The 23,172-nt window shown below is 42.2% G+C and carries 10 protein-coding genes; 4 read left to right on the top strand and 6 right to left on the bottom strand.

Annotation, left to right across the window (positions count from 1 at the left end; translation table 11 throughout):
* The first annotated feature begins 334 nt into the window (after positions 1–334).
* A complete protein-coding gene (locus BUE31_RS11285) occupies positions 335–4,471 on the top strand; it encodes a hybrid sensor histidine kinase/response regulator transcription factor (protein ID WP_083619715.1) in 4,137 nt (1,378 codons plus the stop codon).
* Positions 4,472–4,735: 264 nt separating this feature from the next.
* On the opposite strand, the gene BUE31_RS11280 is transcribed toward BUE31_RS11285, so the two are convergent.
* From BUE31_RS11280 to BUE31_RS11255, 6 genes are all read right to left on the bottom strand, one after another.
* Positions 4,736–6,076 carry a family 43 glycosylhydrolase gene (locus BUE31_RS11280; protein ID WP_073403478.1) on the bottom strand — a complete coding sequence of 447 codons (1,341 nt, stop codon included), beginning with the start codon at positions 6,074–6,076 and terminating at the stop codon, positions 4,736–4,738.
* Positions 6,077–6,235: 159 nt separating this feature from the next.
* On the bottom strand, positions 6,236–7,813 hold the full coding sequence (locus BUE31_RS11275; protein WP_083619712.1) for a glycoside hydrolase family 43 protein: 1,578 nt from the start codon (positions 7,811–7,813) through the stop codon (positions 6,236–6,238).
* Positions 7,813–9,813 (bottom strand): alpha-L-arabinofuranosidase C-terminal domain-containing protein, encoded by a 2,001-nt coding sequence (locus BUE31_RS11270; RefSeq protein WP_083619709.1) that lies wholly within the window; start codon positions 9,811–9,813, stop codon positions 7,813–7,815. The genes BUE31_RS11275 and BUE31_RS11270 overlap by 1 nt, the downstream gene beginning before the upstream one ends.
* A 55-nt stretch (positions 9,814–9,868) precedes the next feature.
* Positions 9,869–10,990: an alpha/beta hydrolase-fold protein gene (locus BUE31_RS11265; protein WP_073404249.1), complete on the bottom strand. Its 1,122-nt coding sequence runs from the start codon at positions 10,988–10,990 to the stop codon at positions 9,869–9,871.
* Between the two features lie 37 nt (positions 10,991–11,027).
* Positions 11,028–12,473: a family 43 glycosylhydrolase gene (locus BUE31_RS11260; protein WP_073403474.1), complete on the bottom strand. Its 1,446-nt coding sequence runs from the start codon at positions 12,471–12,473 to the stop codon at positions 11,028–11,030.
* Between the two features lie 52 nt (positions 12,474–12,525).
* Entirely contained in the window at positions 12,526–13,260 is a 735-nt protein-coding gene (locus BUE31_RS11255; RefSeq protein ID WP_073403472.1) for an acetylxylan esterase, read from the bottom strand.
* Between the two features lie 349 nt (positions 13,261–13,609).
* Between BUE31_RS11255 and BUE31_RS11250 the strand changes: the two genes are divergently transcribed.
* From BUE31_RS11250 to BUE31_RS11240, 3 genes are all read left to right on the top strand, one after another.
* Positions 13,610–17,731: a hybrid sensor histidine kinase/response regulator transcription factor gene (locus tag BUE31_RS11250; RefSeq protein ID WP_073403470.1), complete on the top strand. Its 4,122-nt coding sequence runs from the start codon at positions 13,610–13,612 to the stop codon at positions 17,729–17,731.
* A gap of 594 nt (positions 17,732–18,325) precedes the next feature.
* Positions 18,326–21,496 (top strand): SusC/RagA family TonB-linked outer membrane protein, encoded by a 3,171-nt coding sequence (locus BUE31_RS11245; RefSeq protein ID WP_234997792.1) that lies wholly within the window; start codon positions 18,326–18,328, stop codon positions 21,494–21,496.
* 31 nt (positions 21,497–21,527) lie between these two features.
* Positions 21,528–23,144, top strand: a complete 1,617-nt coding sequence (locus BUE31_RS11240; protein WP_073404247.1) for a RagB/SusD family nutrient uptake outer membrane protein — start codon at positions 21,528–21,530, stop codon at positions 23,142–23,144.
* Positions 23,145–23,172 lie beyond the last annotated feature (28 nt).

Below are 23,172 nucleotides of genomic sequence, written 5' to 3'. Positions count from 1 at the left end.
CAAATGTTGATTAAATCAACACTTTGGTTGAAATGTGCTCATTTAGGTTGCATATATCGCTCGAACAAGCCATAAATCTCAAAAAGTCAACATCGGTGAGCCGATCAGCATTGCGCAAAATATCGGGCCTAATACACTAATATTTTTTTTCTGCAATCGATTGCTGAAATGGAATATATAGTTTAAATTTACCTTGTTCCCTTCCACTAAACCTATAGCCGGGGGGTAGTACCTTTTATAAACCCTTGTTCTCGAAACCTTAATGATCGGTATAGATCTTTTCCAATAAAAAGGGATTGACTGTGCGATTTTTAGAAAATGTAATACCATTATTATGCATAATTTCCCACCAAAAATTGAACGAGCCACAGTTACACGGACGTTTTTGATAACATTAACAGCGTTACTTAGCATCACCTTGCCATGCTTAGGGCAATCTATACGATTTACCGTATTGACTTCTCACGACGGTTTGCTCTCGAATACAGTTAATGCCATTATGAAGGACCATTGCGGATTTTTATGGTTCGCAACTGCGGACGGTCTTGACAGATTTGATGGTATGGAACATAAGGCTTACCGCTTTGACCCGGCAGACAAATCTGGCTACCGCTCCAAGGAAGTTACATGTATGTATGAAGACGCCGGAGGGAAGCTTTGGGTGGGTACGATGGGTGGCGGACTGTATTTTTTTGACCGTTCGTACGATAAATTTCAACCATACAAACAACTTTCCAAATACAAAGAAGATACGGAAAGTTATATTAAGGCAATGTACAGCGATAAAAACGGCCGGCTTTGGATTGGGACGCTGGGAGGCTTGTGTATTCTTGACCCTAAAACCAAAAGTGAGATATTTTTCAAGCCCGACGAAAACAAACCCGGACAGCTTCATTCGGGTGTCATATTATCTATTTTCCGGGATAGTCAGCAGCGCATGTGGATTGGAACCGGGAGGGGGTTGTACCTCTATAACGAGGTTTCAAATAGTTTTATCTCTTTCCGGCATGAAAACAACAATCCCACAAGCATTCCTAATGACGGTATCAATGCTATAGCCGAATGCCAACACAAGTTATGGATAGGCACAAATGATGGGCTTAGCTGCCTATCGCCCGATTTAAAGACCTTCCGGAGTTTTAAGTATAACGCCGCCGACGACAGTACACTGAGCGGCAACCTTATTTATAGTATTGCCGCAAGCGGTAGCGACATTTGGGTAGGCGCGGAGGGTGGATTGAATATTGTAAATACGGTTTCGGGAAAAACAAAGCGCTATAACCACGATGACCGGGATAAATTCAGTTTAAGCAGTAAGTCTATCCGTTGTATTTATAATGACCCCCAGGGCATTTATTGGATCGGTACTTATCAGGGAGGCGTGGATAAGTACGACAAAAACCTTACCTTATTTAACTCAAGACAAAATAACGCCTACGACCCTGCCGGGCTAAATTCTCCATTTGTTTCCTCGTTCGCCGAGAATAAAGATGGGGATATATTTGTTGGTACCGACGGAGGCGGGGTGAACCTTTTCCATACAAAGACCGGTTTGTTCAGCCATATTGCTATCAAAGCTAAAGAAAAGAATAATTCGGCGGGTCTTCCAATCTTGAGTATGATACTTGATCGTAATCAACAACTTTGGATTGGTACTTTCCAGGACGGGGTATTTATTTACAACACAAAAACAGGTCTATACCAGCAATTAACTACTGGAAAAGGTATTGCACAAATTAACAATAACGAAATTTTTTGTTTTAAAGAAGACAGCAAGGGGAAAATTTGGATTGGAACAAATGGCGGCGGTGTAAATGTATTTGATCCTAATAGTAAGACTTTCCTAAAATACGTACCGAACCCTGTTTCTGCCGATGAACGGCAATTGCCGGTGAACGGTTACATCAGGGCTATCGAAGAAGATCATGAAGGGAACATCTGGATTGGAACGTATGGTAGTGGAATTGCCGTGCTAAACCGAACCAACCAAAAGTTTCAGGCGTACAATAATAAGAATACCGGACTGTCAATTGATCGTGCTTTTTCACTTTTGGAAGACCACAACGGCAACATGTGGATTGGTACTGCCGGAGATGGGTTATTTCGCTTTGATTCCAGCAGTAAACACTTAGTTAGCTACTCGGCGCCAGAAGATCTGCCAGATGCAGTGGTGCACAAATTGCTGGAAGATCAAAGCGGCAACATTTGGGTCAGCACCGGTAAAGGAATATGCAAATTTAATACGGCGTTAAAAAAATTTACCAGATATTCCGGTTATAATGGCCTGCAGAACGACGCATTTATAGATGGATCGGGTATCCGGACAAGTAAGGGCCTGCTTTTCTTTGGTGGAGCAGAGGGTTTTAATTATATTGATCCCCAACAAGAAGTAAACCGCAACATTAACGTTCCGCCCGTTTTTTTCACCGCCCTTAAAGTAGACAATAGCGTTGTACTGGCAGGCGACCATTCACCTCTTAAACAAGACATTTCGGTAGCAAAACAAATTGATCTAGATTATAAGCAAAATTTTTCAATCAGTTATTCTGCGATCAATTTTACACTTCCCCAGCAAAACAAATACGCCTATTTCCTAAAGTCGTTTAATAAAAATTGGAATTATGTAGGATCGGCTACAACAGCCTATTATACCAATTTAGATCCTGGCGAATACCTGTTTATGGTACGCGCTTGCAACAACGATGGGATGTGGAACAATACCGGCGCACAAATCCGAATCATAATTCATCCGCCGATATGGATGACCTGGTACGCCTACCTGCTCTATACGTTAATAGCAACAGGCGCTCTGTTGCTGATCCGTCATAGAGGTATTAATAAATTGAAAGCCAAGCTTGCCATTGAGCAGGAAAGAAGGGAAGCAGAAAGGGTGCATGAACTCGACCTGTTGAAAATTAAGTTTCTTACTAACCTGAGTCATGAATTCCGCACACCCATTTCGCTCATCATGGCTCCCGCTGATAAACTATTAGCAGAGCATAAAGACGATCAAACCACCGGACAGTTAGCAGTGATACGACGGAATGCCCGGCGGCTGTTGAATTTGGTAAACCAACTTTTAGATTTCCGAAAATTAGAAGAACATGAATTAAAGCTTAGCCTGGGCGAAGGTGAGATAATTTCGTTCATAAGCGACGTTGTAGATTCATTTCATGATTTGTCCGAAACTCGTGGCATTGCGCTTTTATTTAATCCCCCGCACGAAAAGTTATTCGTACGTTTTGATCATGACAAGGTAGAGCGCATTTTATTTAATCTTATTTCCAATGCCTTTAAATTTACATTGCCCGGTGGAACTGTTTCTGTCGATGTCGCACAACATCCAACATCACAGCCTGATAAAACCGTTTTGGAATTTAAGATAAGAGATAACGGCATCGGTATCGACCCGGACACGAAACAGTTAATATTTAAACGATTTTATCAGGTTGGGGGTACCAGTATAGGCAACATAAACCCGGGAAGCGGAATCGGTCTTTCAATCACCAAAGAGTTTGTTGAAATGCACGATGGCGGCATATCTGTTGAAAGTGAAATTGGGAAAGGTTCGGTTTTCAGCGTGTTACTTCCACTAGAGATTTTTGCGGTGAGTTCTGCAAACGCCTGTTCGCCGGTTAAGACGATTGTTGATGAAAAAGATATCCGTTCAAAAATGAATAATAACCTGCCTATTACGGAAGTGCCGCGACTTCTAATTGTGGAAGACAATGATGAGTTCCGTTATTACATTAAGGATCATTTAAAAACCCAATATAAAATTATTGAGGCATCAAATGGTGAAGAAGGGTGGGATAAAGCGCTCTCGTGCCATCCCGACCTGATCATTAGCGATATAACCATGCCGTATATGAACGGTATCGCACTGAGTAGAAAAATTAAGGCTGATAAACGTACAAACCACATTCCATTTATAATGCTTACAGCCCGCACTGGCGAAGATGAGCAGCTAAGAGGGCTGGAATCGGGCGCAAACGATTATCTGACAAAACCCTTTAATTTCGAGATTTTAAATGTGAAAATCAAAAACTTATTACAACTCAACACTTCGCTTAAGAACACCTATACAAAGCAATTAAAAGTTGTCCATACTGGCATGGAAGTCGAGTCGAGCAAAGAAAAATTTTTAAGTAAAGTGATAAACTACATAGATAATAATTTAAACAATCCTAAATTTTCAGTTGTAGATTTGAGCCAGCATTTGGCGATGAGCCGGGGAGCGCTTTACACGAAAATATTTGAGCTTACCGGGCTTCCCCCCGTTGAGTTTATCAGGTCATACAAGCTGGACCGGGCAGCAATACTTCTTGTGAAAAGTGATCTCACTGTTTCACAAATAGCTTATGAAGCTGGTTTTGCCACACCTCATTACTTTTCCCGTTCATTTAAAGATAAATTTAATATGCTTCCGACCGAATACAGGAGAGCGGAAAAAAACAGTGTGGTAGCATAAAACATGCGTAGGTTTGTATTTATCGGGTAACGTATAACTTCATTGTGTGAATGCGTGCGGGAGCCCGGATTAACAGTGGGTTTAACCGCTACATCCACTATATTAAATTTGAGTATTTATTCGCACACAGATGAAAATATGGTGCGAATAAATATCCAACATTCATTTCAGGATACCAACTCTCACCCAAAAAGTCGTTTTGCAAAATTCGAAGATTTTACTGCCCCGCTCCAAGGAAGCTTCAACAGATACCATGCGCCCGGACTACTCGAAACTTATCCAATCAACTTCCACATTACCACAGCCTTTTAATTGAACAAGAAGATTTTTGACACCGGTGGGCATAAATAAAATATCGTTTGTAACGACACTCCAATTATAGCCCTTCGGTATATTCATCTTCGCTATTGTTTTTTCTGACGCGTCTTTGGTGCTTATCAATAAAATTCCACCTGTTGCAGAGCGGGCATTTACCTTGACATGCTTTATTTGGTTTTTGGTGAAAAGCACACTATTGTATTGTATCCATGAACCGGTTTTATTAAAAGTAGTTTTCCACCCCTTGAATTTGTTTATAGTGTCGAGAAAAGCTAGGTCTATACCATCTGCACTTTTTGCACTGAACCGATCGATCTTTAATTTTTTTGTTGCGTTGGATATACCAACCCCACGTAAGGTTGGGATAACCTTACGGATAGTTCCATCTTCATTAAAAAACAAACTATCAGCCCTTACTGACCGGTTTTTATCAAAGTTTGGCGATAAGTCGTCGTTATGGTAAAATAAATACCACTGGTTTTTGAACTCGATGACAGATTGATGGTTTGTCCAGCAGCCCGATGTGGATTCGTCCATAAGTACACCGGCATATTTAAAAGGTCCCAAAAGACTGTCCGACATTGCATATTCAAGCCGCTCAATTTTGTCGGCCACATGTGGATACGTCATATAATAAACGCCCTTGCGTTCGAATAGGTACGGGCCTTCCTTTAAGCCTTTATCAGGAAAGCCCTCCAATTTTACCGGTTCAGAGTCCAGTTCGAGCATGTTTGACTTAAGTTTTGCTCCATACAAGTTTCCCTGGGCCCAGTAGATATATGCCTGCCCATCTTTATCAATTTGCACATTAGGATCTATACCATGAATGCCGGCAATGGGCAACGGTTGGGAAATAAACGGACCAGCAGGGTCATCTGCTATCGCAACACCCACCGAAAAGCCCCTTGCACCACCTGGCTTTGCCGGGGCCGGAAAATAGAAATAATATTTTCCGGCGCGCTCAATACAATCGGGTGCCCACATGCTATAGGCTGTTGAGTCGGCCCAAGGCACTTTGTTTTGGCTTACAATTACGCCATAATCGGTCCAGTCGGTAAGGTTTGGTGATGAAAAAACATGGTAATCCTGCATACAAAACCAACCAACTCTGCCATGACCGGGTGTAGCCAAAATATCATGCGAAGGGTACAAATATACCTTTCCGTTGAAAACACGCGCCGAAGGGTCGGCAGTAAACTGGTTCATTATTAACGGGTTTTGCGCCGTAGAATACTTAACGTTTAAAACCAGGCTCATTAATATCAGGCATTGCTTAAAATATTTCATCTTTCTAGTTATTCTTAGGCTTTTCATCAGGAAAAATTGGCTAGTTATTACCTACTTTTTGAAACTGATAGCTGTGCAATATATAGTGATTACCTATTTTACAATGACACTGATTCATCCAATTTTAACACTTGTGTTTATAATGAAATAAAGAAATTTTTAATGTTGGTGTGATATCTTATTGCTTATGCGAAAAAAATCGAAATCAGCATAGCCGCCCGTAGCTTTTGTGGCATAGGCAAAAAGGCCAAATCGGTAGCCCATAAAGTGGGGCAGAGTATAGGCCATTTGGAGCGTAGAACCTATTGATATCCAGTTGCTGCCGTCAAGGCTATAATAAAAATCCGCTTTATCTGTCCGGTTGTTAAAATCACATGATGCCTTTAAATATATCCGGCTTTGGGCTAACGGAATATTTGCCGACTCGTTAGAAGAGCCACTTTGTCCATTTATCATAACAATAAACTTATTGCCGCCCTCAACTTTCACCCCTACCCAACCAAATTTTTTTTGCAGTAGTACAAACCCGGCCCGGTCGCCATCTTTAAGCCCCGAAACATCAATAGCTGTAATACCTGAACATTCGGGTCCGAAGGTGCGTTGGGTAAGCGTATTTCGGGCTGTTAGTATCGTTGTGTCGACCCTGCCGGTGGTGAGTCTAAGATATCCTTTACGTTGTTTTACCGACCATAGTTGATTTACCGGGTTATGGTTCCATTGCCAAACCAGCGGCAAATTACGCTCACCGGGTTTGCGGTTGAATTCATCCGATGAAATAATTCCCGGTATCAATGGTTTGTTTGCCGGTAATTGTACTGTATCGGGGGCTTGGTGTTTTATGCCCAATACAGGCCAACCATCTTCCCATTGCACCGGAACCAGGTAGGGCACACGCCCCACAGCACCAAAATCGCGGAAAAGATAGGCAAACCATCGGCCATCTGGCGTGTCTACTAAACCACCCTGAGCCACACCTTTGTCCTGCAGCGCCAACCGCCCTTCGTAAGGGCCAATGATATTATCAGCCCGATGGATCAGTACAGTTCGCATCCCGCCGCGTGGCCAGCAGATATTGAAAAGATAATACTTCCCATGGATTTTGAACATTTGCGATCCTTCTGCCGGCAAACCCAAATTGGGTCCTGCAACCAAACTGGCGTCCTCTATTAATACCTGTGGCTTTGCACCTGGCTCTAACCCAGAAAGATCATCTTTTAAGCGAGCTAACATTATCCGCCCGCTGCCATAAACCATATAAACTTTACCGTTGTCATCAAAAAACAGTGAATGATCGTGCAGGCTTGGCTTAAAAGATAAAGCTTTCCACGGTCCTTTTTCAATATCATGCGTACTATAAATATAAGTTTTGCCCGTATTGCCAGCAAAGGTAGACACATAGTAAATACCGTTATGGTAACGCAGGCTGCTTGCCCATGAGCCTTTCCCATAGCTATTCAGGCCATTATTTAAGTTCAGGTCATCGGTATCGTCTAAAATATCGTAAGCGTAGCTCACAATGCTCCAATTAACCATATCTTTCGATTTCATTATTGGCACACCAGGGCTCATGTGCATAGTTGTACTGCTCATATAGTAAGTGTCGCCTACCCTTATTATTGACATATCCGGCACATCGGCATAAATAATTGGATTATGAGCGATTTGTGCATGCACACCGGGTTTGGAAAACAATAAAAAGGCCATCCCCCCAATAAATCTGTTTAAAAATTTGGTCATTATTGGGTATAGATTTGAAGCACGGTTATTGAATATTTGGGGAAGCTATAGGTAAATGTTTTCTTAAATCCTTTATATGCTAACACCGCAGGTGTAATTTTTTCCGGTTCGGATATTGTATTGGTATCCTCTGGTTTTTCGGCTTTCATGACAACTATTTTACCGATATTTTTTACTGATGATACACCCTTTATGTCTAATGATACCTCCTTGACGGCATCGCCAGCGTTAACAACTTTAATATACAACCTGCCGGTTTTTGTATCGCGGGTGGCTACGTAAAATAGCGAAGGATAAGTTTTTGGGGTAACTTTATTTAAACTATCCTTATGATTCAATTTTTGCACCTGAACAGGGATACCTTCACCAATCGTATTCACGACATTATTGCCATGGTAGTTGCTAAACATTTGTTGTGCGTAATATGATGGCGACCCATAGCTGGTTAGTGTATTATAGCCTATTAAATCCGACTCCCATTGCATTCCGCCCGGGTTTACATTTACAAACAACGGCGCTGAACACGACATAACAACGATATCTGAATTTCGTTCCATGCCCGTCATCCAGGCGGCATCACCGAGTGCGGAGTTGAAATTTGGTGTTGGCTTACCTTCGCGGGTGGCCCATTCGCCAACAAATATCTTTGGTCCGTTTCTGTCGTAGTTATCGTAATGATCGGCGTCACTTTCCATATCGAAGGCGTTTCTATAATAATGCTCATCCACAACGTCGGGAATACGTTTGGTAAGCGGAAATCGCTGTCCCAAAAAGTCCTTACCGCCAGTGGTTGAAATAATGCGCAGCGTTGGATATTTGCTACGTATTGCATCATAAAATTGGGTGAACCTGCCTTCATAACTGCCCGACATATCAAAGCCGTCCTCATTCCCAACTTCAACGTAATGCAGGGGGAAAGGAGTAGGATGTCCGTCGCGGGCGCGTTGTTTTCCATATTTTGTAGTTGTGTCGCCGGTAACATATTCTATTTCTTCCAGAGCTTCGTCAACATAAGGTTGTAGGAACGGCCCTGCTTCCAGATAATCGCGGTTTAAGGTGTAGCCAGCAAAAACCGCCAGCAATGGCTCCATTTTTAAATCTTCGCACCATTCCAAATATTCCAGTAAGCCCATTCCGTCAGACGATCGGTATCCCCATGTGCCCTGATGGCCAGGCCTTTCATCAATTGGACCTAATGTTTTTTTCCAATTGTACCTGGTCGAAAACATGTTCCCTTCCAAATAATTGCCACCCGGCAACCGCAAAAATTTAGGATTCATTGAAGCGAGAAGCTGCATAATATCGCGCCTGTTGCCATTAACTGTATTTTGATAGGTGGGCGGAAACAAAGACACGAGCGTAAACCAATAGGCTCCTTTAGCCGATGGCCGGATAACGAAACGGGTATCGGCAGTTGGCGTAACAGATGCAGCAGTAATAAGGTTAAAGGTTAATTTTTTCCAAGTCCTGCTAACACCTGTAATGCTCGCTGTCGCGAAGGTGCTCTTTCCGTCTGTCGATTCGATACTAATTGTGATTGGCCCCGCGCTATTGTCGTCAGTCATGGCATAAAAGCTGCCTTGATAGTTGGTAGATGCAAAAACAGGTATTCCCCAAAAGCCATCATTTGCCAATCCCGTATTTTTGCCAACCGTTGCCAAATTAAATCTTAAGCACTCCGTTAAATCCTGATTTACAGGATGCTTATTATCCAATACAATAGCAGATGAATCAGCAACATCCTTTATTAAACTCCAATGATCAGGGTTCTTAATGTTATCTTTAAAACTACGGTTCCTAATTAGCTCGGCGTAAATTCCGCCATCGTAGGAGTAATTGATTTCTTCCGTCATGAGCCCATACAATACCGGGCTCAAAGTAACCCCAGGTTGGTCCAGGCGAAGCGTTAATTTTGTTGGTTGTTGCGCCGAAGAGTGCATTCCTAAAAACATGCAACATACTAAAATAGCATATAGGCAGTTTCTTGATGATTTTAGCATTTTAGGTTTAATTAAATCCAATAAAGTGTGATTAATAACTGTACCGCACGGCTTTTTAATTGTTAAACAACAATGGTGCAAGCTCTTTTAGGCTCCGGCGCCAGGTCAGAAATTCGTGGGCGGTATTACTGGAAATAAAGGACACAGCGTTGTAGCCTGCATCTTTTAATGCAGCCGTAGCGTTATTTACACCGGTAGGGTTTTCCTTACTGCCGCAACTCATAAATATAAGTTTAGCTTTAGGTTTATCTTGTAATTCGGCAGGTGTATAAGTCCCGCCGCTCAGCAAACCATAATAGGCAAATTCCTCAGGCTTTGCAAGCGTAATTAAATGGGTTTCCATGCCCCCCATGGAAAGGCCTGCCATTGCGCGGTGTTCCCTATCGGCAATTGTGCGAAAGTTAGCATCTACATAAGGCATTAATTCATCCGTCAATACGGTTTCAAAAGCATCAATCTTGAAATTCCTTAAGCCGCCTGGTTTTATGTCATTGGTCATGCCATAGGTCATCACAATGATGAACGGTTTTATCTTTCCTTCTGCAATTAGATTATCCATTATTAAATTGGCGTGCCCCTGGTTGCTCCATGCAGTTTCATCTTCGCCCCAGCCGTGTTGCAGGTACAACACAGGATACTTTTTAGATTTAACTTTTTCGTAACCCGGGGGGGTGTAAACGAAAGCTCTTCGCTGGGTATTTGTGCTCTTTGAAGGAAAAAGAATTTGCTGAACATTTCCATGGGGAATATCTTTTAGTGCATAAAAGTTCTGGTCATGGGCTGGTATCTCAATACCGCTTTCCCAGCGGGTTGAACCGTAATAATTCAGTGTACCCGGGTCATTAAATATCCCTCCATCAACTATTAAATGATAATAATGGAAACCTTCGTCCATCGGGCCCTCGGTTGTGCCCGTGAAATATCCATCGGCGCCTTTGGTAAGTTTAGTACCACCTCTACCACCCAGGCCTAAAGTAACCCGTACACTGTCAGCTTTAGGCGCTTTTACGTGAAAACGTACATAGCCTTGTGAATTTACCTGGGGATAATCCTGTCCGGGCTGGTTGAGGCTTGAAGCTTGAAAATCCTCCTTTATCTCTGCGGGATTTGTTTGAGCCATGCAAAGACTACTGGCGAAGGCTGCCGCTAACACAATGGTTAAGCATTTTAAGTTCATTTTATTCATAATTAGTGTGATATAGTCATTAAATAAGTTAGTGAACCCTTAAATTCCACTTGGAGTTGTCACTATTCATATCAAACGTGGCGAGTGTTGGTGTGCTGTCTCCAGATGACACTAAAGCTAAATGCTCTTTCGAGTTTGGAACTTCCTTTGGCATAATCCGGTAGGTTCCATCCGTCAATTGATCAATTCGCCATAACTGCTCTGGCGCGCCTGTAAACGTTGGTACGGTTATCGGTTCGGCGTCTTGGGTTGCCGCTAAGGCGCGGCCGGTGCCGGTAATTACTATTTTATAATAAGGTCCGCCCAAATATCCCCCTGCACCGGCAACTGGCGAAATTGTCCATTTTTGATGAGGACGAAACATGTAATCACTTAGATTAACGCCGATATTTCCGGTAGGCCAGGTTTTCACCACATCTGCTAATGCTTGCGATGGTACCGGTTTTACCGGTTCATCATTATTACGATTAAATCGCATCCCACCCGGCATTCTTGTAAAATCAACGCCTAATTGTAAAGCATATCCCCGCCGCTCAGATTCAATCTCATAAGTTCCTTCTTTTAAGTTATCGCCTGCAACAGGCCATCCATTCTTCCATAGCAATGGGTGGATGCCTAATACACTACGGGCACTTTGATCTAAATCGGCCTCGTAATGGCACGACATTTTTTCAACGCCATCCTCAAGTACTGTACGTCCAAAATGTCCTGGCCCAATAAGCCTGTCGCCGGCAGCAACTACCAATTTTCCGCCGCCTTTCAACATCTCTCGTCCAATGTTATCAAAGTAAGGGCCGGTTACCTTTCTGGAGCGCCCAACAACAATATTGTAGGTTGAGTTTGGGCCGTCGCAGCATGTGCCATGTGTTCCAAGCAGATAGTACCATCCATCCCGATATATTAAATCCGTCGCCTCGCAATCTATGGCTATATTTAATGGTTTGTTACCTTCCACACGTTTACCTGTTTTAGGATTGAGTTCCACAAGGCGTATATAACCCCAATAAGTGCCGTAGGACAACCATAGCCGTCCGTCGGTGGGGTCCAGAAGAAGCCCAGGATCTATAGAATCATTGTCCTCAATACCATCAGATGAGGCAACCACAACAGCCTCCGAATATTTAAAATCCGGCGATTTTGGATCGAGCGTTTTATTCCACATGGCCAATATTTTCCCATTATGTCCTCCCGCCAGGCCGCCGCCGGTTGCGCCATAAACAACAAGGTAGCGATCGCCAATTTTTAATACATCAGGAGCGGCGCCTCCGCCCGGTCGTACTGCGCCCCCATTCCATGTCCAACCGTCTTCGGACATTAACCCGCTTCCGCCTGTTCCAAATGTGAAATACTTGCCGTCAGATTCTACAATCGTGGAAGGGTCATGTATAAATGGTTTGCCAACTTGTGCTATCGCCGTTCCAGCTAACCAGATTGAAAATAGGGTTATCGTGCTTATTTTAACTATTAATTTCATAATAATTCAGTTGCTATGCGAATTCGACGTTAGATGGGGATGATTAACAAATTTATTGTAGACTGACAGTGAGATCTTTTATCGGCTCTCCCTTTTCATTCAGCAGGCGAACACAAAAATCACTAAGCCCGGGGCCATTGATTAATGCTCCCCGGATTATATTTTTTCCTTTATTAAGCATCAATCGGGTCGAGACACAATCATCCATCACCATGCGCCTATCCCCGTCAAGGATCACTGTTTCTTTTCCATTTAGCCACCACGTCGATCCTCCGTTTGACCCCACTGCCAATCTTACATTTCTTATTTCCCGTGGACTGTTGACTACAGTTACCGCCCAAAACAGTACGGCATAGGTATGTTTCTTTAACCCGTACGCAAGGCGAAATAATTTGACGTTGAAAGTTGGACTTTCCAATGCATGCCATGCCAATTCCTGCTCTCCAACCTTTACTTTGTCCCGATCTTTAGGGATAACAGTAAACTGGTTTGGAAAATAAGCAGTGTCAAATTGTGTTTTGAGGTAGCTATTGGTAAAAACAAGGTTACTCCGTATTGATTTATTAATCGGCTCTAAAAGTAACCACCGCTGAATAAACCCTTCTGAATTTGGGTTCTTTTTTGATGTAGTTGCGGGGATAAAGAACGGTGTGATAGTCCGTAGGGTATCGTTGTCTGTTATTTTATCAACCCTGCCTCCCGAAATAGCAGACTGAGCCTGCGACCTCAATGCTGCAAAAATTACACAGCCGGCCGCTAACAATAATGCATTGCGTTTAATATACATAGTAAATACTTTAGCTTAAATCAGTTTTAATGGAAAAACCGTTTGCGAAAAACCATCAGGCCAAAACTATACCTTCAGAAAAGTACTTTATGACACTATTCAGCAATAAAAGTCAACTTTTGTTCATACTGCTACATAAAAACAAGTCTTAAGAAAGACTTTTCCACCATTTGTTGAAGCATCGGCAACTCGTTTGCTTCAGAGGCCGGTTATTTACCTTCTGGTGATTAGATAAGGAATTACCACTTTTATCTCGTTAATTACGAATTTATCTTACTTTTATGTTATCTAAGTGTACTGGCTTGCTAAGGGCCAGGTTCCTGATTTCGAAGATCTCAACTAAATTTTAATGCGCGTAAAACTTTATATTGTCGTTTCAGCGTTGTTTTTTGCTTACACGAACACTTTTGCGCAAAACAGCCAATACCAGTTTTCACGGCTCAATATAAGTAACGGGCTGTCGCACAACCAAGTCACCTGCATTTTTAAGGATTCTGAGGGCTTCATGTGGTTCGGCACACCTTCGGGACTTAACCGTTATGACGGTTATACTTTTAAAGTATTCAAGCACGACGTAAATAACAAAAACTCCATTAATGATGACTTTATAAATAATATTTTTGAAGGGCCTGACAAAAAATTATGGATAACAACCCCGAGTGGATATTCCTTTTATGATCCTGAAACAGAGCAGTTTAATAATGATGTATCATCAGCGATCGATTCTTTCAAACTTCCCGGGTATCCGTTCGCTTCCAAGATACTTCACAACGGCAAAGGCGACTTTTGGTTTTTATGTTCTGGGTCTGGCCTTTGCAGGTATAATGAGCTGAAAAAAACAGCCACGCGTTATTATCATAGCCATAATTCCAATCCATCTTTATATTCAAGTTTTGTTACAGACATTGTGCAGGATACAACTGGCAATATATGGCTTGCTTATGACGACGGCGTAATAGAGCTATTTGATGTAAAACGCAATGCAATTACGTACCATACAGACATTTTTAAAAAAGCTGCTAATAATAAGGGTAGGGACTACTCGATAACTATTGACAGTGACGGCGACCTCTGGGTGTTTACCCCCAACATGGATTCCGGCGTGTATTATTACAGCCGCCGAACGGGACGGTTTAGGTACATCACAAAAGAATCGTCAGAAACACCGCTTACATCGAACATCATCACTAGTATTATTCAGGCCGACGACGGCCTCATGTGGATCTCTACTGATCATGGCGGCATAAATTTATTGGATAAAAAAAGCGGGAAAATTACTTATTTACTAAATAGGGAAGATGACCCAAAATCATTGGGACAAAACACTGTAACGCTTTACAAAGACAACACAGGCATTATGTGGGCCCGTACGCTTAAAGAGGGGGTAAGTTATTATCATAAGAATATAATCAGGTTCCCGTTGTACAGGCACGTTGCTTCAGATCCCTCGAGTGTTAGGTTTGAAGATGTCAATAAATTTGTTGAAGATAAAAACGGTAACTTATGGATTGGGACCAATGGAGGCGGTTTAATTTATTTTGATCGCAAAACAGGCAAGTTTACCCAGTACAAACACGATCGGGGAAACACGAACAGCCTCAGCAATGATATTATCGTAAGCCTATGTCTCGACCATGATCAGCAACTATGGATAGGTACGTATTTTGGAGGGCTGGATCATTTTGACGGAAGAAAATTTATTCACTACAAACATAATGACAAGGTGCCGACGAGCATTGCTGATGACCGTGTGTGGAATATCCTGGAAGATTCATCGAACCGGTTATGGATAGGCACGTTTGCGGCGGGTTTGCAAATATTTGACAGAGACAAAAAAATATTTTCCCCTCCCATTAAACAAACGGATATCAGGTCGCCTTTAATATCCGCACTCTTCGAGGACACCAAAGGTAACCTTTGGGTAGGAGGATACTTTGGGATAGATAAAATATTAAAAAATGGACGTCGCGTTATACATTATAATAAAAAGAAAAATGACCCTAATGGTTTGATCAGTGATGACATCCATAGTATCACGCAGGACAGCCGCGGCCTGATGTGGATAGCGACAAGGGACGGACTAAGCATATTGAACCCCGAAACTAATCGTTTTATCTCGCTGACGAAAAAGGACGGATTGCCCGAAAATCAGGTTTTGAATGTATTGGAAGATAACGGGAGGGCCATGTGGCTAAGTACATCAAACGGGCTGGGCCGGATAACGTTGACACCCGGCAATGGCACCTATAAGTTTCAATTTGAAAACTTTGATGAAATAGATGGCCTGCAGGGCAAAGAGTTCAGTTTAAATGCAGCCTTAAAAACCAATAAAGGGGAATTGGTATTTGGCGGCTCGCACGGCTTCAATATTTTCGACCCACTAAGTATACATCCGAATATCGATGAGCCTAAATTAATTTTTACCGATTTTCAGCTATTCAACAAAAGTATAGCAGCCAATGAAGTAGTTGACGGCCATGTCGTATTGTCTAAAGCGATTTCGGCCACACAGGAGATAACGCTGAAACACAGCGAAAATGTGTTTACCATTGAATTTGCCGCCTTAAATTTCTTTAACCCCAATAAAATAACGCATCAATATATGATGGAAGGTTTCGATAAAGGGTGGCTTACCGCAGACTATGCTACCAGGAAGGCTACCTACACCAACCTTGATGGAGGCAATTATATTTTTAAGGTACGGGCTATTGGCCAGGAGGGAAAATGGAAACCCAGCTATATAAAATTAAAAATTAAAGTATTGCCCCCATTCTGGAAATCGCCAATCGCGTATGTTATGTATGTTTTCTCCATCATAGCGATATTATATTACATCCGCAAACAAGGCATTAAAAAGATCGAAAACCGGTTTGAGATCGAGCGTGAGCGAAAGGAAGCACAGGATAAGCACGAGCTGGATGTGATGAAAATAGATTTTTTTACCAACGTTAGTCACGAATTCAGAACGCCTATCGCCCTGATTATGGCGCCAGTTGAAAAGTTGTTAAAACAGGCTGATGATAATTATAGCCGGCGAAAGCTTCAATTGATCCACGAAAATTCTAAGCGGCTGCTTAATATGATTAACCAGCTACTGGACTTTAGTAAAATGACAGTAAAAAAACTTCAACTTGATCTGCGTGAAGCCGATATCGTTAAAATTATTAAAGAAGCATGCGACTTATTTACCGACCTGGCGGATAAAAAACATATCAGTTTTTCATTTATGTGTGATACTGATTCGGGATTTGCTTTTTTTGATCAGGATAAAATTGAAAGAATACTTTTTAACCTGCTTTCAAATGCATTTAAGTTTACCCCTGACTCCGGTAATGTAGCAGTTGAAGCAAAGTTGTTGGAATCCAATAGCGTGGAAATGACCTTACTTGAAATTAAGGTAATAGATTCAGGTGTCGGTATTCCGGCTGAAAAACACAATAAAATATTTGAGCGGTTTTTTCAGAATGACATGCCCGCTTCGTTAATTAACCAGGGAAGTGGTATTGGCTTGTCGATTACTAAAGAGTTTGTTGATCTGATGGGTGGCGTCATTTCTGTTGAAAGTGAACTTGGGAAAGGGAGTTGTTTTATTGTGCGGGTGCCATTAACGATATCCTCAAAAAATAATTTTACCAGTTTTGAAAATACACCCGAAGAAGTGGAAGCTCCAAAACCCGATAGGCCAAGTCAGGAAAAACGCAATAAAAATATTACCATTTTAATTGTGGAGGATAACCCCGATTTCAGGGCCTGTCTAAAAGATGATCTTAAGCATTTATATACTATTGCCGAAGCTGTAAATGGTAAAGAAGGCTGGCAGAAGGCGCTGGCTTTACATCCCGATCTGATCATCAGCGATATTAACATGGCCGAAGTCGATGGTATTGATTTTTGCAAAAAAATCCGTAGCGATAAACGCACAGAACATATACCATTTATATTAATTACAGCTTTTACCGGCGATGAAAAGCAACTGGCCGGTTTGGAGACCGGGGCGAACGACTATCTTTCCAAGCCCTTTAATTTTGACATATTACGTTTTAAGGTTCATAATTTGCTTAAGAATCAACTGGTAGTAAAAGAAACGTATCAAAGGCAAATTGAAGCTAAACCGGGTGATCTGGAAATCGAAACCCCCGATACGAAATTTATGAAAAAGTTATTGACGGTCATTGAAGAGAATATTCCAAATGCCAACTTTTCAGTTGAATTGCTAAGCAGTCAGATGAATATGAGCCGCACAACATTATATAATAAAGTATTTAATCTATCCGGCAAAACTCCGCTTGAGTTTATTAGGTCGGTAAGGCTAAAAAGAGCAGCACAATTCCTACTCACAAAACAATTCACCATAGCCGAAACTGCCTATGAGGTAGGTTTCAATGATGCCAAATATTTTTCTAAAGTATTTAAAGAAGAATTTTCAATGACACCTTCCGAGTACCTGGACAGTATAGATCGATCTTTCTAACGCCGGTCCCACCGATTCAAATAGTTTTATAGTTGCGAAGAAACCGCCTTTTCCAAAGGGCCAGCCTAACCATTTTTTCACCTGTTAATTGTGTTAATTTACTGATTATCAATGATTTGATTTTTAAGTGGATTGACATTTTTCATACCAATCACTCACATTAGCACACTCAGCGATCTGGGCATCCAGGGTATATTGCCCCAATATAATACGTCCCAACTTATTATATGTAAACCAAGATTTATAAACCAATAATTTAGATTATGCCTAAAAAGCGCCATTTAAACGTTTATCGTTTTTTTGATTTATTCGCCCTACAGGGATCTTTTTATTGGAGAGTTCCCGCTTTTAGGGTAACCTCAATATAAAGCCTTTTTGATATGAGCGGATAATTGGACCGCCTAACTTTTTGGCGGCATACCTGATTGATGCATTAAATAATATTGAACAATAAATTTCAAACCAATAATGATAACCCTATTAGATTATGAAGAAAAACCGAGATTAAAAACCTAACAAACACCAAAAAAATGAACCAATTATTAAAAAACATTAAAACTCCTTTATAAGATGGATAAAAATTTACAAAGAAGAATGAAACGCTGTATTTCCTTATTCATAGCAAGCATGTTGCTATGTCTATCAGGCTATGCGCAAAATCTTCGTATCTCAGGAAAGATAACAAGTGCCGACAACGCTGATCCGATGACAGGGGTTAGCATTCACGTTAAAGGGACTTCAACAGGGGCCCTTTCTGCCATTGACGGCAGTTATGTGATAACAGCAAAGCAGGGTGATATACTCGTCTTTAGTTATTTAGGTTATACACCTCAGCAAGTAACAGTTGGAAAATCCGACAAAATAGATGTTAAGTTGAGTTCAACATCCAGTAACTTAAACGAAGTGATTGTTATTGGTTATGGCAAACCGATACCCAGAAAAGACGGTACGGGTTCTATCAGTTCCATAAAGGGGACCGATCTTCGCCAAACCCAACCAACTACGTTTGACCAGGCTTTGCAGGGTAAAGTTGCAGGGGTTGTGGTTCAACAGATCTCGGGCCAGCCGGGTGGCGGCGTATCTATTCAAATACGCGGTGTGTCGTCAATAAGCGGTTCTAATTCGCCGCTGTACGTAATAGACGGGGTTATTATTCCACCGGTAGGTGATCCCGGTAGTGGTTCTAATCCATTAAATGCTATCAATCCTGCCGAAATTGAATCAATAGATGTATTGAAAGATGCTTCGGCAACAGCCATATACGGTTCGCAGGCAACCAACGGCGTAATTATTATTACTACAAAAAGGGGTAAAGCCGGGGCGCCGCAGATATCGTATGATTTCTATGCCGGTTACCAGGAAATATCGAAGCGGATGCCTGCGGTGAATTTGCCGCAGTTTGCCACTATCATTAACGACCGGTCTGTTGCCTGGGGCTTTGATTTCAGGCCCCAATTTGCCAATCCTCAATATTTAGGCCCTGGTACCGACTGGCAAAATGCATTATTTCGGAGAGCGCCTGAGATGAACCACACAATTACTGTAAGCGGTGGAGACGACAAAACCCAATATTTACTGTCAGCCTCGTATTTTGACCAGGTAGGGATAGCCCTTGGCTCTGATTTTAAAAGGTCTTCGGTACGGTTGAACCTGGACAATAAAACAACTAAATGGCTAAAAATAGGGACGAGCCTTCAGTTGTCGCACGTTGATGAAAATGTAGCTGCGACCGGTAGTAGTGTAATCAATACCGCGCTAAGCATTACCCCTGATATTCCGGTAGTCAACCCTGACGGCTCCTATGGTGGTGTTACCGACCCCGCCGGTTGGGTAGCACCTTTTCCCAACCCGGTGGCATTAGCAAAAATTATGAAAGACCAAAGAAAGAGGAATCAAATATTCGGCAATGTATATGCCGAAATACAGTTGGCTAAAGAACTGTCGCTACGTAGTGAGCTATCCGGTAACTTCGATTTTAATACAGAAGATAGGTTTTCACCAAGTTATTCTTTTGGTAAAGGTAACTTCAGCCAAAACTTTGGTTCCGCTTATTCCGGCCAAAATTTTTATACAGTAATACGCAACTTTTTAAATTACTATCATAATTTCAACAAATTGCATGTCGATGCTTTAGCAGGGCACGAATCACAGGAGAGCACTTTCGAAAATGTTAGCGGTGCGCGAAGGAATTTTGCTTCAAACAATGTACAGGCGCTTAATGCCGGTGATTATATCACTGCCACAAACTCCGGCGATAATTCACAATCGAACCCTACCGGCGGCTCTGCACAGGAATCCTGGTTCGGCCGTGTCAATGTTTCCTGGGATGACAGATACCTGCTAACAGGCAACATACGGAATGATGGTTCTTCAAATTTTCCAACCAACAATCGTTGGGTTACTACCTATTCGGGTGGATTTGCCTGGAAAATTAATAACGAGGCATTTTTGAAAGATGTGAAGAGTATAAATGAATTGAAACTAAGGCTTGGTTATGGGGTAACTAACAACCAGGGCATACCGGGCAATACCTTTGTAACCCAACTTGGAACGGTTTCAAGTAGCTTATCAGGTACAGCACAGTTTCAAAACAATTTGGCAAATCCAGACGTGAAGTGGGAAAAAACAGATTATTATAATGCAGGAATTGACGGAACATTTTTTAATGGGCGGTTAAGTTTTACACTTGATGTTTATGACCGCGAAGTACACGGCCTTTTATTACAGGTGCCGCTTCCGGAATACTCTGGTACTGTAGCGGGTTGGGGGCCGGGGTCCATGCAAGCGCCTTATGCCAATGTCGGCTCGCTAAGCAACAAAGGGTTCGACTTCCAGATCAACTCTACCAATATTAGTTCTAAAAATTTTAGTTGGAAAACCGGTTTTACCCTATCGCGTAATATTAATAAAGTAATTTATTTAGGTGCCGGTGGAGACCAGGCAAACTTAAGCCAGAAATCGTATGTAATTAATGATATAATCGAAAAAACAGTGGTCGGCCAGCCCATCGGCGAATTTTACGGCTATGTATTTGATGGAATTTTTTCAAAGCCAAGTGATTTCCTAACGCATGCCCGGCCTGCTGACGCGAACGGTAACCCCTATCCGATTTCTGCCGCAGGCGGGGGTATCTGGTACGGCGACCGTATGTTTAAAGACTTGAATGGCGATGGCATTATCGACTCAAGGGACCAAACGTTTTTGGGCTCCCCACTCCCAAAATTCCAGTACGGTATCAACAATACATTTACCTACAAAAATTTCGATTTGAATATTTTCTTCAGCGGCAGCTATGGCAACAAGGTGTTCAATCAAATGGCTATACCGGAAACCGATCCGGGAAATCATGGTACTTTTTTTACATCGGTATTAAACTATGCGAAATTGGGTCTGGTAGACCCCAACGGCTCTGCATCCGATGTTAACAATGTATATGTTACCAACCCGAATACGACTATTGTAGGCGTGAGAAATGATAACACCAACGGTAATAACCGTCCTAATAGTCTGATGATCGAGGACGCTTCATTCCTGCGTTGCAAAAATATCACCTTAGGTTACAAGTTTTCGGACAAGCTTTTGTCAAAAATAGACGTGCATTCTGTTAGGGTGTTCGCTACTATGGCTAATGCATTTGTAATTACAAAATATAAGGGCATGGATCCTGAGATAGGCTCGTGGAACCCTCTTCAGGCAGGATGGGACGGCGGTTATTATCCGCAGCCGAGGGTGGTTACCATTGGTGCAAACATAACCGTAAAATAATAAAACAATTATCGATTTAAAATATATGTTTATGAAATCAATTCACAAAATTATCATCATCCTGCTATTAGCAGCCGCAATAGCCGGATGTAAAAAGAGTTTTTTGGATCGTCCGTCCAACTCGCAGATCAGTTCTACAAATTTTTACAAATCCACGGGCGATTTACGGCTGGCTACGGCAAGCCTGTACGGCGGTCAAACCTGGTGGCAATTTAGCAATGAGGGCTCGATACAACTTGGCGACGTATTGGCTGGTAACGCCAGTTTTTTGTATGACCCCCAATTGGTACAGCTTTTTACACGTACCCTTACCGGCCAAAATAATCAAGTGACCTTTGCCTGGGTTGGCTTGTACAATTGTATAGCGCAATGTAATGGGGTTATTAAGGCTATACAGGAGCAGGCGTCTTCGTCCATTTCGGCAAAAGACAAAAATGCGGCTATAGCCGAGGCAAGGTTTATGCGTGCCGTAGCTTATTATCACCTGGCGGTTTATTGGGGTGCGGTGCCAATTGTCGAAGATAACAGCAAACTGATAAAAAATCCGCTGCTTAACCGCAATATTGTTTCGGATGTCTATAAATTCGTCGCCAGCGACCTGACTTATGCAGCAAATAATCTTCCAAAAACGGATGACAAAGGCCGGGTAACTAGCTGGTCGGCGCAGGGAATGCTGGGCAAGGTGTATTTAACAATGGCAGGTTTAGGCCAAAGTGGCGGGCAGCGCGACCAGAAATTGCTTGACAGTGCCAAAAAGTATGCAGGCAACGTGTGTAAAAATAGCGGGTTACAGCTTTTTGGGCAGCTTGATCCGAACCATCAAGGTTATTATGACTATTTCAGGCCGCAAAACAACGATAACCCTGAATCATTATTTTCTTTCCAATGGGTTGGGGGCACGGGTTATGGAAATGGCAACGCCCTAGAACTCTTTTTTGCGCCAAATTCAATCCTTACTGTTCAAAAGCAAGGCGGATGGATGCCCCTGTATCCAACACTCGATTTCTACCAGATGTATTCGGCTAAAGATACAATACGCCGCAAAGCTACTATTATGCTCACCGGGGATCGTTATCCGGAATTAGATCAAGCCGATGGTGGTTATAATGCAACCCGGCCGGGCTTGAAGAAACACATTATTGGCAACGAAAAAGATAACAATTCGCCATCAATGGATGTCTGGGCATCAATTGAACACAATACAATGCTTAGGTTGGCCGATGTGTACCTGGTGTATGCAGAGGCGATTCTCGGGAATAATGGTTCTACATCCGATGGGGATGCTCTTAAATTTTTCAACCTGGTGCGCACAAGGGCAGGCGTAGATCCTGTTCTTTCGCTGGACGCTGCTACGCTGCGTACGGAGAGAAGAATTGAACTTGCATTTGAAGGACAATATTGGATAGACCTTGTTAGGTATTCTTATTACGATCCGGCTAATGCCGTGCAGCTCCTTAATAATCAGGATGTCAATCATGGCCGTAGTTCGTTTACTTATGACACGCTAACGAGAACTGTTAAAATAGATGCTCAGAATACGCCGCCAAGTACGCTTCCGGCAACTATAAGTTCATTTACGCTGCCAATTCCATCATCCGAGTTAACCAGCGACCCTAAATTGCTGGATCCACCGGTACCTTATTATTAATTTAATTTTTTAACAATTAAAATATATT

It is taken from the genome of Mucilaginibacter sp. OK098 (assembly GCF_900142915.1).
GTDB lineage: Bacteria > Bacteroidota > Bacteroidia > Sphingobacteriales > Sphingobacteriaceae > Mucilaginibacter.
This window is presented reverse-complemented; position numbering and strand designations above follow the sequence as displayed.

Bases quoted from the DNA above. Each gene is read 5' to 3' on its own strand.
- BUE31_RS11245 (WP_234997792.1), top strand. From the start codon at position 18,326: ATGAAACGCTGTATTTCCTTATTCATAGCAAGCATGTTGCTATGTCTA.
- BUE31_RS11260 (WP_073403474.1), bottom strand. From the start codon at position 12,473: ATGAAATTAATAGTTAAAATAAGCACGATAACCCTATTTTCAATCTGG.
- BUE31_RS11285 (WP_083619715.1), top strand. From the start codon at position 335: ATGCATAATTTCCCACCAAAAATTGAACGAGCCACAGTTACACGGACG.
- BUE31_RS11280 (WP_073403478.1), bottom strand. From the start codon at position 6,076: ATGAAATATTTTAAGCAATGCCTGATATTAATGAGCCTGGTTTTAAAC.
- BUE31_RS11240 (WP_073404247.1), top strand. From the start codon at position 21,528: ATGAAATCAATTCACAAAATTATCATCATCCTGCTATTAGCAGCCGCA.
- BUE31_RS11255 (WP_073403472.1), bottom strand. From the start codon at position 13,260: ATGTATATTAAACGCAATGCATTATTGTTAGCGGCCGGCTGTGTAATT.
- BUE31_RS11250 (WP_073403470.1), top strand. From the start codon at position 13,610: ATGCGCGTAAAACTTTATATTGTCGTTTCAGCGTTGTTTTTTGCTTAC.
- BUE31_RS11275 (WP_083619712.1), bottom strand. From the start codon at position 7,813: ATGACCAAATTTTTAAACAGATTTATTGGGGGGATGGCCTTTTTATTG.
- BUE31_RS11270 (WP_083619709.1), bottom strand. From the start codon at position 9,813: ATGCTAAAATCATCAAGAAACTGCCTATATGCTATTTTAGTATGTTGC.
- BUE31_RS11265 (WP_073404249.1), bottom strand. From the start codon at position 10,990: ATGAACTTAAAATGCTTAACCATTGTGTTAGCGGCAGCCTTCGCCAGT.